The organism is Synechococcus sp. HK01-R, assembly GCF_014217855.1.
In the GTDB taxonomy this organism is placed as follows: domain Bacteria; phylum Cyanobacteriota; class Cyanobacteriia; order PCC-6307; family Cyanobiaceae; genus Synechococcus_C.
Map to the genome: position 1 here is coordinate 1,580,495 of NZ_CP059059.1, position 16,500 is coordinate 1,596,994.

General features: G+C 63.6%; 15 protein-coding genes. 6 read left to right on the forward strand and 9 right to left on the reverse strand.

Annotated features, from left to right (window positions below; genetic code table 11):
* Nucleotides 1-72: 72 nt before the first annotated feature.
* Nucleotides 73-1,413: a sodium-dependent transporter gene (locus tag H0O21_RS08460; RefSeq protein WP_185190948.1), complete on the forward strand. Its 1,341-nt coding sequence runs from the start codon at nucleotides 73-75 to the stop codon at nucleotides 1,411-1,413.
* 3 nt (nucleotides 1,414-1,416) lie between these two features.
* Here H0O21_RS08460 and H0O21_RS08465 read toward each other — a convergent pair whose 3' ends face one another.
* Nucleotides 1,417-1,836, reverse strand: coding sequence for a DUF2721 domain-containing protein (locus H0O21_RS08465; RefSeq protein ID WP_370523016.1), 420 nt, complete (start codon nucleotides 1,834-1,836; stop codon nucleotides 1,417-1,419).
* Nucleotides 1,837-1,875: 39 nt separating this feature from the next.
* Here H0O21_RS08465 and H0O21_RS08470 point away from each other — a divergent pair, with 39 nt between their 5' ends.
* On the forward strand, nucleotides 1,876-2,115 hold the full coding sequence (locus H0O21_RS08470) for a hypothetical protein (RefSeq protein ID WP_131454784.1): 240 nt from the start codon (nucleotides 1,876-1,878) through the stop codon (nucleotides 2,113-2,115).
* Nucleotides 2,116-2,121: 6 nt separating this feature from the next.
* On the opposite strand, the gene cysS is transcribed toward H0O21_RS08470, so the two are convergent.
* From cysS to H0O21_RS08485, 3 genes are read right to left on the reverse strand one after another with little or no spacing between them, the layout of a single operon-like run.
* The gene (gene cysS / locus H0O21_RS08475) at nucleotides 2,122-3,633 is read right to left on the reverse strand and encodes a cysteine--tRNA ligase (RefSeq protein ID WP_185189362.1); all 1,512 of its coding nucleotides are present in this window, start codon (nucleotides 3,631-3,633) and stop codon (nucleotides 2,122-2,124) included.
* Nucleotides 3,634-3,675: 42 nt separating this feature from the next.
* On the reverse strand, nucleotides 3,676-6,720 hold the full coding sequence (polA, locus tag H0O21_RS08480) for a DNA polymerase I (RefSeq protein ID WP_185189363.1): 3,045 nt from the start codon (nucleotides 6,718-6,720) through the stop codon (nucleotides 3,676-3,678).
* Nucleotides 6,721-6,759: 39 nt separating this feature from the next.
* On the reverse strand, nucleotides 6,760-7,935 hold the full coding sequence (locus H0O21_RS08485) for an efflux RND transporter periplasmic adaptor subunit (protein WP_185189364.1): 1,176 nt from the start codon (nucleotides 7,933-7,935) through the stop codon (nucleotides 6,760-6,762).
* 128 nt (nucleotides 7,936-8,063) lie between these two features.
* On the opposite strand from H0O21_RS08485, the gene ychF reads away from it, so the two are divergent.
* Nucleotides 8,064-9,155: a redox-regulated ATPase YchF gene (gene ychF, locus H0O21_RS08490; RefSeq protein WP_131594741.1), complete on the forward strand. Its 1,092-nt coding sequence runs from the start codon at nucleotides 8,064-8,066 to the stop codon at nucleotides 9,153-9,155.
* Nucleotides 9,156-9,192: 37 nt separating this feature from the next.
* Here ychF and H0O21_RS08495 read toward each other — a convergent pair whose 3' ends face one another.
* Nucleotides 9,193-9,558, reverse strand: a complete 366-nt coding sequence (locus H0O21_RS08495; RefSeq protein ID WP_185189365.1) for a hypothetical protein — start codon at nucleotides 9,556-9,558, stop codon at nucleotides 9,193-9,195.
* A 62-nt stretch (nucleotides 9,559-9,620) separates the two neighbouring features.
* On the opposite strand from H0O21_RS08495, the gene H0O21_RS08500 reads away from it, so the two are divergent.
* Nucleotides 9,621-9,905, forward strand: a complete 285-nt coding sequence (locus tag H0O21_RS08500; protein WP_131454402.1) for a SemiSWEET family sugar transporter — start codon at nucleotides 9,621-9,623, stop codon at nucleotides 9,903-9,905.
* Here H0O21_RS08500 and H0O21_RS08505 read toward each other — a convergent pair.
* The gene (locus tag H0O21_RS08505) at nucleotides 9,899-10,537 is read right to left on the reverse strand and encodes a Coq4 family protein (RefSeq protein ID WP_370523017.1); all 639 of its coding nucleotides are present in this window, start codon (nucleotides 10,535-10,537) and stop codon (nucleotides 9,899-9,901) included. The genes H0O21_RS08500 and H0O21_RS08505 overlap by 7 nt on opposite strands.
* Nucleotides 10,482-11,741 carry an MFS transporter gene (locus H0O21_RS08510; protein ID WP_370523110.1) on the reverse strand — a complete coding sequence of 420 codons (1,260 nt, stop codon included), beginning with the start codon at nucleotides 11,739-11,741 and terminating at the stop codon, nucleotides 10,482-10,484. The genes H0O21_RS08505 and H0O21_RS08510 overlap by 56 nt, the downstream gene beginning before the upstream one ends.
* A 140-nt stretch (nucleotides 11,742-11,881) precedes the next feature.
* Here H0O21_RS08510 and H0O21_RS08515 point away from each other — a divergent pair, with 140 nt between their 5' ends.
* On the forward strand, nucleotides 11,882-13,483 hold the full coding sequence (locus tag H0O21_RS08515) for an alpha/beta hydrolase (RefSeq protein ID WP_255440953.1): 1,602 nt from the start codon (nucleotides 11,882-11,884) through the stop codon (nucleotides 13,481-13,483).
* On the opposite strand, the gene H0O21_RS08520 is transcribed toward H0O21_RS08515, so the two are convergent.
* Nucleotides 13,477-14,496, reverse strand: a complete 1,020-nt coding sequence (locus tag H0O21_RS08520; RefSeq protein WP_131454401.1) for an ABC transporter permease — start codon at nucleotides 14,494-14,496, stop codon at nucleotides 13,477-13,479. The genes H0O21_RS08515 and H0O21_RS08520 overlap by 7 nt on opposite strands.
* Nucleotides 14,496-16,067 (reverse strand): ABC transporter substrate-binding protein, encoded by a 1,572-nt coding sequence (locus H0O21_RS08525; protein WP_185189368.1) that lies wholly within the window; start codon nucleotides 16,065-16,067, stop codon nucleotides 14,496-14,498. The genes H0O21_RS08520 and H0O21_RS08525 overlap by 1 nt, the downstream gene beginning before the upstream one ends.
* 84 nt (nucleotides 16,068-16,151) lie before the next feature.
* On the opposite strand from H0O21_RS08525, the gene H0O21_RS13655 reads away from it, so the two are divergent.
* Nucleotides 16,152-16,445, forward strand: a complete 294-nt coding sequence (locus H0O21_RS13655) for a hypothetical protein (protein WP_185189369.1) — start codon at nucleotides 16,152-16,154, stop codon at nucleotides 16,443-16,445.
* The last annotated feature ends 55 nt before the right edge of the window (nucleotides 16,446-16,500 follow it).

The following is a 16,500-nucleotide window of genomic DNA, read 5'->3' on the forward strand; positions in this document are numbered from 1 at the left end:
TCCGGCAAGTGTCAACAGTTTCCCATGCCGAACCCTGGCAAACTGCCGCTCAGGCGAGGAGATCTGGCGGCGATGGCGGTGAAGGAGCACTGGAAGTCAGGTCTTGGTTTTGTTCTGGCCGCGGCGGGTAGTGCGGTCGGGCTGGGCAACCTCTGGGGATTCGCCTATCGCGCCTCCCAGGGGGGCGGTGGCGCGTTTCTGCTCCTCTATGTGCTGATTGTGTTGGTGGTGTGTCTGCCGGTCCTCGTGGCGGAGATGGTGCTGGGTCGCAGCACAGGCCACAGCCCCCTGATCGCACCAGTGACCGCGGCTGGTCGCCGCTGGCAACCGATGGGCTGGCTGTTTATCGCGGCGGCGAGCGGCATCCTGGCCTTCTACGCCGTTTTGATGGGATGGACCGGTCACACCCTGCTCCATGCCCTACTGGTGGGACTGCCATCAGACCTGGCGGCAGCCGAGAGCTTCTTTGGGGTGATTAGCGGCGGCAACAGTGCCGTGCTGGGACAGTTGTTCAGTCTTGTGCTCACCGCATTGGTGGTGGCTGCAGGAGTGCAAGCCGGTATCGAACGGCTGTCTCGATGGGCGCTGCCTCTGCTGTTTGTGTTGCTGATCGGACTGGCGCTTTGGGCCTCCGGTTTGGAGGGAGCAGCCGAGGGGCGTCACACCTTTCTGCTCAACTTCGATCCCCGGGAGCTGACTGACTTCACCACCATTCGCAATGCCTTCACCCAGGCGTTTTTTTCGATTGGGGCAGGCATCGGCTGCATCCTTGCCTATGCGGCCTATCTCGACCGCCGCAATCATCTGCCGCGGGAAGCGATTGCCGTTGTGGGGATGGACACCGCCGTCGGATTGCTCGCCGGACTTGTCACCTTCCCGGTGGTGATGAGTTTTGGTCTGAAGGATGTGGTGAGTGGTTCCACCGTGGGCACCCTGTTTATCGCTCTGCCCACCGGCCTCGCTTCCCTGGGGCTCACGGGACGGGTGGTGGCGGTGCTGTTTTTCTTCCTTGCCTACATCGCCGCGATCACCTCATCGGTGTCGCTCCTGGAGGTGCCGGTGGCCTCACTGATGGATCGGCTCGGTTGGAGTCGGCGGCGGGCGGTGTGGATCAGTGCGGCGTTGATTTTTGTGGCCGGTCTCCCTGCGGCCACGTCGATCCCGGTGTTGGAGGTGATGGATTCGATCTTCGGGGGGGTCATGCTGATCCTTGGTGGGCTGTTGATCGCTGTGCTGCTTGGTTGGGTGGTTCCTGCCCGTTTCGACGACGATCTCAAGGGCAGTGCTACTCCGGCTGCCTTACGCCGTTGGTTGCTGTTTGTGCTGCGTTGGATTTCCCCGCCCGTGATCGCCGTGGGCCTGGTGATCAGTCTGGTGGATCTGCTCAGGGGGTGGGGCTGGTTGGCGAGTTGATGATCAAATCAACTGATGCAGGTGGCGAGACGCCAATTGCACCTCCCGAAGGAAGCAGAGCGACGCCAGCATCAGCAGGGCCATTGCCGAGATGAATAGGGGTGCCACGACCACCGTGAGATTCAGTCTGGAGATCACGCTGAAGAACATCACAGCCACCACGGCGGCAATGAGCAGGGTGGAACCTGTGAGCAGTTCAATCGCCCGGATCGTCAGTTGCATGCGCCGGCGATAGCAACGCCGCTCCTGCTCATCGATTGGGTTCCCAGCCAGAACACCCTCCTTGGCGCGCTTGGCGGCATCCACAATCCGTGCCAATCGGGTGGAGATCACGTTCAGTAGAGCGCCGATGCCGGCAAGAAGGAACACCGGAGCCACCGAAAGCTGAATCGCCTTGGAAAGCGTCTCCGGTTGCATCACCATCAGATCCTCTAGACCTGCACCATCTTCACTATGGCCACCATGCTCTGGCTCAAACGCTGGAATTTCATTGAGCGCGCCAAGTTGGAGCGTGAGCTTTGGGAGGCTTTTGAGGCTCGCGAGAACCTTGAGGCTAAGATTGAGGAACTGCAGGCCTGGATCGGTGCTGCGGAACCGTCGGAGCCCACCCTGGCGGATCAGCGCTTCCGTCTGGAGGTCTGGACCACCACGTTGGCGCGGATCCGCAAGATCGAAGCGATGATGGCTGGGAAACGGCGCTGAGTGTCCTCAGCAGCGTCGCCATTCAGTAACGCCACCCGGCTTATCGATGAGCTCGATCCCTTGGCCCGTCAGTTCGGCGCGGATCCGATCGGCTTCGGCGAAATCCTTGGCCTGTTTCGCTGCCTGACGAGCGGCAATCGCCGCTTCGATGGCGCTGGGGTCGCAGGATTCGGCATCTTCAGGCTCCAGCCCCGATGCCTCCGAGCGCAATCCGAGCACCCCGGCAAGCTCCCGCAACAACAACCAGCGCTGCTCCAAAAGGGGCTGCTCGTCATCGGTTTGCTCGGGAATGTCACCGCGATCAAGGCGATTGGCAAGCCCGCGCAGGGGTCTGGCAAGGTCGAACAGCACGGCCAGAGCGCCTGAACTGTTGAGGTCATCGTCCATGGCGTCGATGAAGCGTTGGCGTGCGCCCAGCAACGGCTCATCTGAGAACGTCATCTGACCGGGGATCTGCTCGATCGTGATCGCTCCCTCCGGCAGGGGCGCGGGCTCCCGCCATCCCAGGCTGGAAGCATGGTGTTCGCCCAGCCCGAGGGCAGCGTTGAGACCCTTCCAACCTGTGGTGGCCGCCTCCAGTGCTTCCGCTGTGAAGTCGAGCGGTTTGCGGTAGTGGGCCTGCAAGACGAACAGACGCAGGGTCATGGCGGAGATTCCGCTCTCCAGCAGGGCCCTGATGGTGGTGAAGTTACCCAGCGACTTGCTCATCTTTTCGCCCCCCACGTTCACCATGCCGTTGTGCAGCCACACCTGGGCCAGCTCCTTGCCGGTGGCAGCCTCCGATTGCGCGATCTCGTTCTCGTGGTGGGGGAAGACCAGGTCGGCGCCACCCAGGTGAATGTCGATCGTCTCCCCCAATTCCTCCCGCACCATCGCTGAACACTCGATGTGCCAGCCCGGTCGCCCCTCGCCCCAGGGTGAGGGGAAGCTGGGTTCGTCGGTTTTGGCGCCCTTCCAGAGGGCGAAATCGAAGGGGTGTTGCTTACGGGCTTCTTCGGCATCGGCGACGCGGCCGTCGGCATTGGTCTGTTGTTCACTGAGATCGCGGCCGCTGAGCTTGCCGTATCCGGCGTGTTTCATCACAGCGAAATACACATCACCATCAGCGGAATAAGCGGCTCCTTTGGCCTCAAGCTCACTGATGAAGGCGCGGATGCCATCGAGGCAGCGGGTGGCCCGGGGCATGCGGTCGGGCCGCAGAATCCCGAGGGCATCCATATCGGTATGGAAAGCCGCGATGTTGCGCTCGCTCACCGCATCCATCGAGCTGTTTTCTTCGGCTGCGCGTTTGAGAATCTTGTCGTCGATGTCGGTGAAGTTCTGCACGAAGGTCACCGCATACCCACGCCAGATCAGATAGCGACGCAGGACGTCCCAGTTGATGTAGCTGCGGGCATGGCCCAAATGGCAGAGGTCGTAGACCGTCACACCGCAGCAGTAAATGCTCACCTGGTCCTCCCTCAGCGGCTGGAAGGTTTCCGTGCGGCGGGTGAGAGTGTTGGTGAACCGCAGGGGCACAGGGCAAGCGCAGTGGGCTGGGGGGAGGCTACGGCGTGGGGCTTACTTCGCCTCCATCCAATTCGCGCCCACGCCGGTTTCCACCAGGAGTGGCACGCTCAGCTGCAGGGCGTTTTCCATGGTCTGCACGACGAGGGTGCGCACGCTGTCCAGGGCCGAGGGATCCACCTCCAGCACGAGTTCGTCGTGCACCTGCAGCAGCAGGCGTGCCGGTAACCCTTGTTGGTCTAAAGCGGTCTGCAGCTGAATCATGGCCAGTTTGATGATGTCGGCGCTGGAGCCTTGAATCGGTGCGTTGGCGGCGGCGCGCAGCTGCTGCGCCTCCATGCCTCCCCGCCGTGCCACATCGAGATCGATGTCCAGTGGATCCTTGCCAAGCAGTCGGCCGAGCCCATTGCGATCGAAGTGGAAGGGCCGGCGCCGGCCCAGGATTGTCTCGACGTAGCCGCGACTCAGCGCCAGACGCTCCTGGAGTTCCAGGAAGGCAAACACCTTCGGATAACGGTGCCGGTATTTGCTGAGGAACTCCTTGGCTTCCGCCTGGTTCACGCCGGTTTCCCGCGCGAACCGTTGGGCACCCATGCCGTAGATCACCCCGAAATTGATGGTCTTGCCCAGGCGGCGCTCATCGCTGCTCACCTCGGGTTTGTCGAGCAGCACTCTGGCCGTGAGTGCATGCACGTCATCACCATCTCGGTAGGCCTGCTGCAGCACCTCCTCACCGGAGAGATGGGTAAGGATGCGGAGCTCGATTTGGGAGTAATCAGCACTCAGCAGCTTCCAGCCTTCTTGGGGCAGGAACGCCTTGCGGATTCGGCGGGAGAACTCCGTCCGCACGGGGATGTTTTGCAGGTTGGGATTGCTGCTGCTCAGTCGACCTGTGGCGGTGACCGCCTGGTTGAAATCGGTGTGAACGCGGGCGGTTTCCGCTTCAACCAGCTGGGGCAGGGCATCCACGTAGGTGCTCTTGAGCTTGCTGAGCATCCGATGCTCCAGCACTAGGGGGACCACCGGATGGTCGGCTTCCAGTTTCTCCAGTACGGCTGCATCGGTGCTGAAGCCCGTTTTCGTGCGGCGCGATTTCTTGCGGTCGAGGCCAAGGGTCTCGAAGAGCAATTCGCCGAGCTGCTTTGGAGAGGCGAGGTTGAAGTCAACTCCCGCAGCTTGCTTCGCCTCCGCTTCCAGTCGTTCCAGGGTCTGGCCCATCTCGGAGGAGAGCTCCGCCAGATAGGGGGTGTCGATGCGGATCCCCGTGGCCTCCATCAGCGCCAGCACTGGCTCAAGGGGGAGTTCCACCCGCTCGAGCAGCTCGGTCAGCTGGGGACCCATCACCTCCAGGCTGTGGCGCAGATCGATGGCCAGGCGTCGCGTGAGGTGCACGTCCATGCCGCAGTAAAGGGCGGCCTGATCGACGGGGACGTCCGCGAAGCAGCTGGCCTTCCCCTCCTTTGCCTTGCCCACCAGATCGCTGAATAGCGTGGGGCGGAAGCCGTAGTCGCGCTCGGCCATCGCATCAAGGCCGTGCTTAGCCGCTGCATCACGTAGATAGTCCGCCAGCAGGGTGTCCATCACCACGCCGCCAAGGGGGAGGCCATGGCGCAACAGGATCAGACGGTCATATTTGGCGTTCTGGAGGGCCTTGGGATGCTCGGGGCTGGCCAGCCACGGTGCCAGTTGCTCGAGCACCGTTTCAAGCGGCAGCTGTTGGAGGCTTTTGGAACTCTCGGGGCTGTTGGCAATGTCGAGGCTGTTGTCAATGTCGAGGCCGGGTTCTGTAGGCGGGGTGTGTCCCACCGGGATGTAGGCCAGGTCGCTGAGTTCAGCTCCCCAGCAGACCCCGATCCCGACCAATTGGGCTTTAAACGGGTTCAGGTCACTGGTCTCGGTGTCGAGGGCCACCGGGGCTTCGGGGGTGCGGCAGGCCATCAGTCGCTCGATCAGGGCGCTGAGTTGTGCCGGGCTGGTGATCAGCTGGGGGGCTAGGGCCGGGAGGCTGGCTCCGTCGACAGCCGCAGCCGTGTTGCTGTCGGGCACTGTGTCGACTGGGGGGCTGGAGTTGACGGAGGGTTTTGAGGAATGCTCCGTTGTCTCCAGCAGATGGCCATTCGCCGTCAGGCCGCCGCTTGAGAAGGTCGCCACGAAAGTGGGCACCTGGCGGACCAGGCTGTTGAGCTCAAGCTCTTTCAGGCGGGTGGTGAGCGTTTCGGCATCCACCGTGCCCAGATCGAGCTCAGGATCCTCTGGCAGGGGAATGTCCACAAGGATCTCCGCCAGTTTGCGCGAGAGGTAAGCGTTGTCGCGATCGGCGCTGAGCTTGCCCTTCAGGGCACCCTTGATGGCACCTCGGCTGGCTTTCGCCCCTTCGGCCTCCACTTCCTCCAGCACCCGGTAGACGCCATCGAGGTCGCCGTTTTCCTTGAGCAGATTGATGGCGGTCTTGGGGCCGACGCCCTTCACTCCGGGGATGTTGTCGGAGCTATCGCCTGTGAGGGCCTTCAGGTCCACCACGGAGGTGGGATGCACGCCCAGCTTCGCCTCCACGCCGGCTTCGTCGATCAACGTGGGGCCGCTGTTTTTGGCATATGGGCCACCGCCCATGTAGAGCACTGCGATGTCGCGCTGGTCATCCACCAGCTGGAACAGGTCTCGGTCGCCGCTGAGGATTCGCACGCGCCAGCCATCGCCTGCGGCGCGATTCGCCAGGGTGCCGAGCACGTCATCGGCCTCGTAGCCCGGGGCCAGGCAAAGGGGCAGACGCAACTGTTCGCGCAGGATCACCTGCAGCTGCTCCAGATCCTGGAAGAACACGTCGGGGGCCACATCCCGGTGCGCCTTGTAGTTGGCGTCTGCCACATGGCGAAACGTGGGTTCAGCCGTGTCGAAGGCAATCGCCACGCCCGTGGGTTTTAACCCCTTGCAGTTGTCCAGGAGGGCTTTGAGGAAGCCGTAGGTGACGCTGGTGGGCAGTCCATCTTTGGTGGCAAGACCACCCTCACCACCCTTGGTGAAGGCGTAGAAGCTTCGGAAGGCCAGGGAATGGCCGTCCACCAGAAGCAGCAGCGGTCGATCCTTTCCCTCAGATGTCACGGTGTGCTCGGGCAGGGGCAAGAAGGGGCATTGTCGCCGTCAGTCGCGCTTTTTGGCCCAGGGGGGCAGATCGATGAACACCTTGGATCCCGGTTGAACGCCATTGAGAATGGCCGTTTGGCTGCCGCTGCTCGCACCGAGCTCTACCGCTTGAAATTGGGGCTGATCGTTTTTGCCGACGAGCAACACACCCGGCTTGCCGTTCTCGGTCACGATGGCCACCGTGGGCACCAGGGTGCTGATCGCCGTGCGGCCAGTCTGGAAGTCCACATCTGCTGTCATCCCGATCCGCAGTCGGGGAGGTGGGTTGAGGAGATCGAGCTCCACTTCGAAGGAGATGACGTTGTCGAGTTTTTCGGCGCGAGGTGCAATGTCGCGCACCCGTGCGTTGAACCGCTGATCGGGGAATGCATCCACACGCACGATGGCGTCCTGGCCGATCCGGATGCGACCGATATCGCTTTCTGGCACCTTCGCGGCCACTTCGAGCCCCTGGGAGAGCTCAACGATTGAGGAGCTGGTCGCGCCGGCGGTTGCGGAGGCGGTTGTGGTGGGGGTGACGAAGGCGCCGGGCTCGGCATAACGCTGGGTGATTACGCCGCTGAAAGGGGCGCGGATCAGGAGCTCTCCACCCTCCACCTGGCGTTGTTGGATTCGCTCTCGTGCAGCAGCCAGGGCCGCCTTGCTGGAGAGGTAAGCCGCTCGGATGTCGTCCACGTCCGCACGGCTGATGGCACCGCTGGCAAAAAGCGATTGCTGGCGCGCATAATCCGCGGCTTTGGCGTCGTAATCAGCCTTGGCCTGGCGTTCGAGGGCCATTAACTCGTCGAGCCGGTCGCGGTAGTCGCCGCTGTCCATGCGGGCGAGTACTTGGCCTTGTTTGACCGAGTCGCCTTCTTCCACGAAAAGCGCTTCCAGGCGCCCTTGCTGCTTGGGGCTCACATTCACGCGACGTACCGCCTCCAGTTCGCCACTGGCGGTGACCACCCCGGGTAACGAGCCCCGTTCGGCACTCACCGTGTAAGGCGTGAGGTTTCGGGTTCGGTTGCGGCCGGGACCCAGGGTCCAGATGCTGGCGCCACCGGCAATCAGCACCACCCCTGCGATCACGGCAACGGTGCGGCGTCGATGGCGTTGAAGGCCACTGAGTGGGATGAGACGAGGCAAACCCAGCTCCTGAGGTGAGGTGCGGGGCGGGCGGTTGGTGGTGGCCATGCCCCACAGACGCAATTGCGACCAGTCTCGCTGGCTGGCGGTCTTGCTGTGGTCTGCGCGCGTGTTGTTGGGGTGACTGTTCTCTGAACAGCAGTGGTCCGCTGTGGGCCGCAGGTAGATTCCCGCCCATGCTTAAAGCCGGAATCGTCGGGCTGCCCAATGTCGGCAAGTCCACCCTGTTCAACGCGTTGGTCGCCAATGCGCAGGCGCAGGCTGCCAATTTTCCCTTCTGCACGATCGAACCCAACGTGGGCACTGTTGCGGTGCCTGATCCACGCTTGCAGCAACTGTCAGATCTGAGCAGCAGCAAGGAGTTGATTCCCACCCGGATGGAGTTCGTCGACATCGCCGGTTTGGTGAAGGGAGCCAGCCAGGGTGAGGGCCTGGGCAACAAGTTCCTCGCCAACATCCGCGAAGTGGACGCGATTGTGCATGTGGTCCGCTGCTTCGAGGATGACGATGTCATTCATGTATCGGGTTCCGTGGGGCCGGCCAGGGATGCGGAGGTGATCAACCTGGAGTTGGGGCTGGCTGATCTGTCCCAGATCGAGAAGCGCCGCGAACGGCTCAAGAAGCAGATGCGCACCAGTCAAGAGGCGCAGGTGGAAGACGCCGCTCTGGAACGGATCCAAGAGGTGCTCGAGCAGGGGGGAGCCGCACGCAGCGTGCCGCTGAGCGATGAGGAGGCCGCCATGATCAAGCCCCTTGGTCTGCTCACCGCTAAGCCGATTATTTATGCCACCAATGTGAGTGAAGACGACCTTTCCGCGGGGAACAGTTTCTGCGAGGAGGTGGTGGCGTTGGCCCAGCAGGAGGGTGCAGAAACCGTACGCATCTCTGCCCAGGTGGAAGCCGAGCTGATTGAGCTCGGGGATGAGGAGCGCAGCGATTACCTCGAGGGGCTCGGAGTGAGCGAAGGCGGGTTGCAGAGCCTGATCCGGGCCACCTACCGATTGCTGGGTCTGCGCACCTACTTCACGACGGGTGAGAAGGAGACCCGTGCCTGGACCTTCCGTGCGGGCATGACCGCTCCCCAGGCCGCCGGGGTGATCCATACCGATTTCGAGCGGGGCTTCATTCGGGCGCAGACGATTGGCTGGGAGAAGCTGCTGGAGGCCGGTTCGCTGGCTGAAGCCCGCAACAAGGGCTGGCTACGGAGTGAAGGGAAGGACTATGTGGTGGCGGAAGGGGATGTGATGGAGTTTCTCTTTAATGTTTGAACCCCTAGCGCTTCACCGGGTCTCCCTGCCGATTGCCTCATAGGGCGTCGATCGCCTGCATCGCCGGCACGAAATCTTTGCTGTTCTGATCAAAGTCATCGCAGCTTTTGTTCATGGCGTCGGTGGTGAGGGCCACCACGCGCAGAGCCTGAGGGGAGCGGAGCCAGTCGGCCTGTGACTGCCAACCGTTGTTGGCGATGCCGCTGCTGATGATGCGCTGGGCGCGTTCGGCGCTGTAGCCGGCATGGCGCTCCTTGCAACCCGCATAGGCGGCCAGGCCTACCAGGGCTTTCCGGATCTCCTGGGGACTCTCGCCAGCAAAGATTGCGGACGGAAGTGGGGCGGCCAGCGTCAGGCTGAGGCCTGCGGCGCTGAGCAGCCCCTGGCAGCGTCGAATGGCCATGACGTGCGTCCTCATTGAGACAAGACTGGCGGAACTGTATGGAGCCCTGTGGCTCATTGGGCATGTCTGTTGACGCGATCGGTTATCTGGCGGCGCTGCTCACCACCTTCAGTTTTTTTCCGCAGGCGCTCAAAACCTTGCGCAGTAATGACACTCGCTCGATCTCTCTGTCGATGTACGGCCTGTTCACCCTTGGGCTGGCCACCTGGGCGCTCTTCGGGCTGCTGACGGGCAATGGGCCGGTGATCGCTGCCAATTTGGTCACCCTGGTGCCAGCGGTCTTTGTGCTGCAAGCCAAGTTGCGCCATCGCCTTCAGCGTGGCTCGTCGCCCTCGGTGATTCAGTAGACGGCGCTGAAGGGCTCTCCCTCAGCAATTCGGAGGCCTAAGTCTTCACGCCATTGCTGAAGGGGTTTGTCCCAGCCTTCCTCCCATTTCTGGGTCACCAGAGGGGCTGCCTCGAGGCCGATGCGGCTGCCATGGGCGATCGCCCTGCTGATGCTTTCCAGCTCTTTGGGCTGGAGGCGGAAGGCTCGGAAGCCCGAAAGCAGGTTGAGAAGCACGAAGGCCGGGAAGCCGATCTGGGTGGCGGTGATCGCCAGAACCCCGGATTCGCCTGCAGCTTCCGTGTTGAAACCTGCCACCACGTGATGCAGATCGTGGGTGGTCGCGATCCGCTGGGTCAGCCAGAGCGCTTCTGTGCTCGTGTCCCGCGGTCGGAAGAACTCCGGGTCGTAGTTGAGCCGCCGGATCATGCCGGCATAGGCGCGGCCAAGACTGCCTTCCGGCAACCGCTCCAGGGCGTCCACGTCCGGCTGGAAGGGTGGGTAGCGCTGTTCGAGGAGTTCGCGACCGCCCGGCAGGGCCCTGAAGCGTTCGATGCAGAGCTCCATCGCTTGGCTGTCGATGAAGTTGTCGACCAGATCAGCGACGCTGTCCAGCCCCCCATCCGTCCGGGCCAGCTCCCGAAGGATGGTCATGTTGCGCACGGAGCGCAGCAGTTCCCGGGCTTTGCTCATCGGTCTCCAGGGGCAGAGGAATCGCCGCCAGACCCGCTGTATAGCGAGGCCTGACGCTCTTGAGCAGCGGGGTGCTGCAGACGCAGATCAGGGCCATGAGGAGCCAGAGCACCAGGCCGTGCCCCTGGGAGTCGAGCAGGGTGCCGGCGATGAGAGGGGCACCGGTGGCGCTGATCGCGAAGCACTGGGAGAAGAGGGCCATCGCCAGGCCGCGATGCTGCAATGGCGTTTCTTCAACCATTGCTTCGGCCGCTGTCGGCAGAAAGGCTGCTTCACCGAAGGCGACGGGAAGCACCGCCAGGGGGATCAGGCTGACGCCACCGCTCCATAGCGCGGAGCCAGCCAGCAGTAAGCAGCCCACCGCAAAGCTCACGAGGCCAAGGCCCAGCCCGAAACGGAGGCTGCGGCGCGCCACCCAGTTGCCGACCGGCCACTGCAGCACCACCAGCAGGCTCAGCTGAAGGGCAATCAATCCGCCGCTCCAGGCTTCGCTCAGGGCGGGGCGCTCCAGACCACCGCGCACCAGGTCGAGGGGCAGAGCGCTTTGCATCAGGGCGATCATGCCTGTGGCCACGATGCTCAAGGCCAGCACCGGCAGCAGGGGCAGAAGCCAGCGTCCACCGGCGCTGGCGGCCGGCTCCTTGAGGAGAGGCCTCTCAGTGCCCTGGGGATGCAGCAGGGCATCACGACCATCGGGGAGAGGTCTCCAGGCCAGCAGGGTCAGCATCGCCAGCACCGCGGCCGCTTCCACCAGAAACACACCTCGGATCAGGCCCAGGCCGGCAAGCACTGCTCCCGTCAGGGCACCCATCGCAACCCCAAGGGCGTCAGCACTGCGGGCCAGGGCGTAGCCCCGGCTGGAGGGGAAGGAGCCTGTGCTGAGTGGGACGGCCAGTTCGATCGCTGGGAAGTAGAACCCCGCGGCAACGCCGATTAACAGCTGGCCACTCACGTAGCCCTCAAATCCGTGGGCCTGCAGCAGTACCAGATCGGCGATCAGGGCCAGCAATGCTGCGGCCCTCACCGGCCAGGAGCAGCTCAGCCCGCGGTCGAGCATGAGTCCGCTGAGGAGTCTGGCCACGGTTCCGATCAGGGCGGAAGCCGCAAGCCCCTGTCCCACCTGGCTGGCCGAGAGGTCCACCTGGTGAAAAATGATCGGTGTCATGTAGATCACGCCACCAGCCCCGAGCGAGGCGATCCAGCGAATCACTGCCAGTTCCTGCAGTGCTGCGGGAAACTGGTGCCACCAGTTCAAGGGCCTTGGCCTTGCGACGACGCTCAACAGGACGATTTCCTCAACAGTGGTTGGGCGTTGGACTGCTGGCCAGTCTGCTGCTTTCCCCGACGTTCCTGCGTCCGCTACGCGCCGCGGAGCAGCTGCAAGTGCAGCTCGACGGTATGTCGATACCCTTTCAGATCACTGATCTGGTGGCCTGGGTGCGGGCTAACGGGCGCAGTACGAGTGAACTGGCGATCTGGCTGAACCTGCTGGAACCTGAGAGCCGTGAAGGCGTTCTGGCCCTGCTGAAGGCCCCCTTGATCAATGACCGGAGCATGGCCCGTCAGATGCTCGGCAGTTGGGCCGGCCGTCGCCTGCTCGATGAAGTGGCCGACATCGTCCGTGTTGATGAAGACAGCCAGGGCATCACTGTCCTGACGACTCTGGAGATGCTCCTGGAGCGTCAGGAGCAGGTCAGCAGTCTTGATCTGCTTGAGGCGCTGCCCGCCGAGCGGGTGCAGCTTGACCTCGATGCTCTGCTGCAGGTGGCCAGCCAGTGGCGTCAGCAGCTGGAGCGTCAGCAGCAGCTCGTCCGACGTCTCTCCAGCGAGTCTGTGGAGCAGGCCGAAGAGCGAGTTAGCGACGTCGGAACCATTGACGGGGGCAGTGCCCTGGCGGCTGGCCAGGCTCCCGATCCCGAACTCCAGCTGCTCACGGTGCCCCACCGCTCCCGTCCGCTCAGGTTGCAGATCTGGCCTGCCAGTCCTGGTGCGCCCCAACGACAGTCCTGGTTGGTGTGGATGCCGGGGTTGGGTGGCAGCCCTGACCATTTCCGTTGGCTCGGCCGTGATCTCAGTGCCCGTGGCTGGCCGGTGCTGGTGCTGGAGCATCCCGGCAGCGACGCCGACGCCGTGCAGGCGCTGCTCGATGGCCGTCGTTCTCCACCGGGCGCTGAGGTGTTGCCGGATCGGCTCCGGGACCTCGAGGCCGTGCTCATGGCACGCCGGGAGGGGAGCCTTCAGTTGCCCGGTCAGCAGTTGGTCCTCGGTGGTCACTCCCTTGGTGCCCTCACCGCCCTGCTGGCTGCCGGGGCGCAACCCCAGCCAGGGTTGCAGCGTCGTTGTGCCGTGGCCCTGGATGGTTTGCCCCTTGGCAATCTTTCCCGTTTGCTCCAGTGCCAAGTGGAGGATGTGCGTCTCCCCCAGCTGACCCCTCCCAGGGAGCTGGTGGGGGTGATCGGCATGAACAGTTTCGGGAGTCTGCTCTGGCCCCGGGATCGCCCCATTGATGTGGCGGTGCCTGTGCTTTTGACCGGGGGCACCCTCGATCTGATTACCCCTCCCCAGAGCGAGCAGCTGGGGTTGATGCTCGCCGTGTCTCCCCACCCCGCCAGTCGCGCTGCGCTCGTGCAGGGAGCGAGCCACTTCTCACCGGTGCGGGTGGAGGGTCAGGCTGGAGGTGGCCGGGGTGAGGATCTGTTCCAGCTCGGGGAAGAGCTGGTGGGGGTGCAGCCGCTTCAGGTGCAGGCCCTTCTGGAAGCGGAGATCATCAGCTTTCTCGATCAGCTGGAGGGACCAGCGTTGCCCTCAGCGCCGCCAGCAGAGACCAGGGTCCTGCATCGCCGGATTGGTGAGCTGCATCTGCATCGACTCGATCGCGGTGGTGCAGCCCGTTTGCTCGCTCAGTAGCGAACCCTCGGATCCAGCAGCGCCACCAGAAGATCCACCAGCACGCTCACCATCACCACCAGGGCAGCCACGACCACCACAATCCCTTGCACCACCGGGTAATCGCGCTGGTTGATGCTTTCCTGCAAACGCAGGGCGATCCCCGGCCAAGAGAAGGTCACTTCGATCAGCAGGGCGCCACCGATCAGCGAGGCCACAGTGATTCCGGCGATGGTGAGGACGGGCAAGAGGGCATTGGGCAGGGCGTGCCGCAGCACCACCTGTGCTTCGCTCAGCCCGCGACTGCGGGCCGCTTCCACGTAATCGGAGCGAAGGGCACGGCGCAGGTTCAGGCGCAGGGCGTTGGTGAACACGCCACTGAGCAACAACCCAAGGGTGCAGGCGGGTAACACCAGGTGGCGCAGGGCGCCCTGCAGCGCTGCCCAATTGCCACTGCTGAGACTGTCGAGGATCAGAAAACCGCTGCCGCTCGGTGGCACAAGGCTGGGGGGGAAGCGGCCGCCCACCGGCAGCCATCCCAGGATCACGGCAAACAGCAGCTGCACCAGCATCGCCACCCAGAAGGGTGGAAGTGCATAGGTGCCGATCCCGTAAAAGCGTCCGGCGAGATCGAGCTTCCCCTCGGGGCGGGCAATGCCGCTGAAGCCAACGGCCAGGCCGCTCACGGCCGCGATCAGTAGGGCGGTGAGACTGAGTTCCAGGCTGGCGGGCAGCGCCTTGGCAATGATCTGCCCCACTGGTTCCTGGTTGATCAGCGCCTGGCCCAGGTCGCCGTGGAGGAGACCTTGAAGAAAGTCGAGGTATTGATGGCTGAGGGGTAGGTCGAGCCCCAAGCGTTGGCGGAGCAAGGCCTTGGCTGCCGCTGGGGCTCGACTGCCGAGCACAGCATCGACAGGATCGCCAGGGGCAACTCGCAGCAGCAGAAACACCAGACTGGCGATCAGCCAGAGCATGAGAGGCGCCAGGGCGAGGCGTGTGGCGCAGTAGCGCAGTAGCTCACGACCCCGTGCCATCAGAGTCCCCTCGCCTGAGCGGAGCGTTTCTTGAGTTGGGAGAGCTGTAGCAATCCGCTTCCATCGAACCGGGGTCTGTCTAGATCGGTCTGGGCCCAGGCCTTTGGCGTCACCAGCCAAACGGGTAGGTAGGCCGCTCCCTGAGCAGCTATGGCATCCACCCGTGCCAGTTGTTGCAGACGCTGCTGGCCCAGGAGACTGTCGCTACGACGCAGGGCCAGCTCGAGGCCAGGGCGGGTCCAGAAGCTGCCGCTGCTCACGGCCTCGCCTGCTTCGCAAAGCGAGCCCTGCGACCTGTTGCAGCTGAGCAGGGGCACCAGGAACGCCTCCGGGTCGGGGTAGGTGCCTCCCCAGTCGAGCATCACCGCTTTGAACGCCCCTTCACCGAGCTGACGGTAGACCGTGGTCGACTCCACGCCCTCCAGGTTGAGCTTGATGCAGTCCTGCAGATCCCGCCTCAGCTGGGCCTGCCAGGTGAGGGCCATCAACCGGTCGGAGGGCACATTCGAGCGGTAGGTGAAGGGCACGTTGAGGGGCTTGCCCTGGCAGTAGCCAGCCTGTTGCAGCAACCGGCGTGCTGTCGCCGGGGCATAGGTGGGCCAGGGTTCGCTTGCGCCCCCTCGAAGGGCCGGAGGAATCAGAGAGCGGAGGGGCTGGCGTTGTCCGTGGCTCACCCTGCGACTGATCAGGTCCCGGTCGAGGCTGTGGGCGAGAGCCCTGCGTACCAGCTGGTTATGCAGCGGTGGGGCATTGCTGAGCAGAGTGACGTAGCCGATGGTCAGAGCGGGGCCGCTGCTCTCCAGCAGCAGTCCCTGTTTGGCGCGCCGATCGAGGGCCAAACGCTGGTCTTCATCGATGGAATCGGAAAGCAGCACATCCACTTCGCCACTGCGCAGGGCCCCGAACAGAGCCGTGGAATTGCTGAGGTTGACCAGGTCAAGTCCGCCATTGCTAGGTGTCTCGCCCCAATACTCAGGAAAGGGCGTGAGGCGCTGCTGAGTGGCGTTGAAGCGCGTGAGTTTGTAGGGGCCCGTGCCGATGAAGCGGTCATTGAGAAAGCGATCGCGATGGTCGGCGTACGCCGTTGGGGAGACCGGCGTCAGGTAGGGGGAGGTGAGCAGGCTTTCTAGTGAGCTCGAGGGACGGCTCAGCCGCAATCTGAGCAGAAAGGGGGTTGGCGTTTCGATGCTCTCGATCCGATCCCCCACTACATAACTCTGGGTGCCGATGCGCAGAAAACGACGCAGGCTGAAGGCCATGGCATCGGCATCGAAGCGGCTGCCGTCGTGGAACAACACATCCCGGCGGAGCGGGATCTCCACCGTGCGCCCCCCATCGCTGAGCTGGGGTTGGGCTGCAGCCAGCTGGGGGGTCAGCGTCCCGTTCTTTGAGCGGCGGTAGAGAGTGTCACCGAGGGCGCTGAGCAGTTGGAGGGTGCCCGTGGTGCTTGCCTGGGCTGGGTCGAGGGACACGATGCGTCCAGCGCTCGCCACCGTCAGTCGATCACTGCTGCGTTGCTGCTGGCAGGCCAGCTGGCTGCTGCCAAGGACGAGCAGCAGGGACGCAGCCATCCAGCAGGAGCGGGAAGGGCGGCACGGCTGCTGCACGGCGATTGATCTTCAGCTGCCAGCCATTCAAGGGCGCCGAGCCTGGCTGTGGGGCAGAGCCGGCTCGGGACGGGTGATCTGTTGCAGGGAAATTTCGAAGACGCCAGAGCCACCCTTGGGCTGGAGGGGCCAGCGGCGGACCCAGCAGCGGTTGTGGTCTCCGTCGATGCTGATGACCTGGAAGAGATCGTTGGTGTTGTCGATCCGAATGCAGTCACCCTGGTGAAGATCCATGGTGGAATGCGACGCGTTCGCGATGCAGCGTTGCCCCGGGGCGTGGATCAATTCGTTCGGCATGAACCGGATGAAGCACAGATCGGCAAATGCAGACCTGTCCTGTGATGGTTCTTACAACTCTGCCCCATGCAGGGGGGTGGCTGCCAGGGTCGGCGGCAAC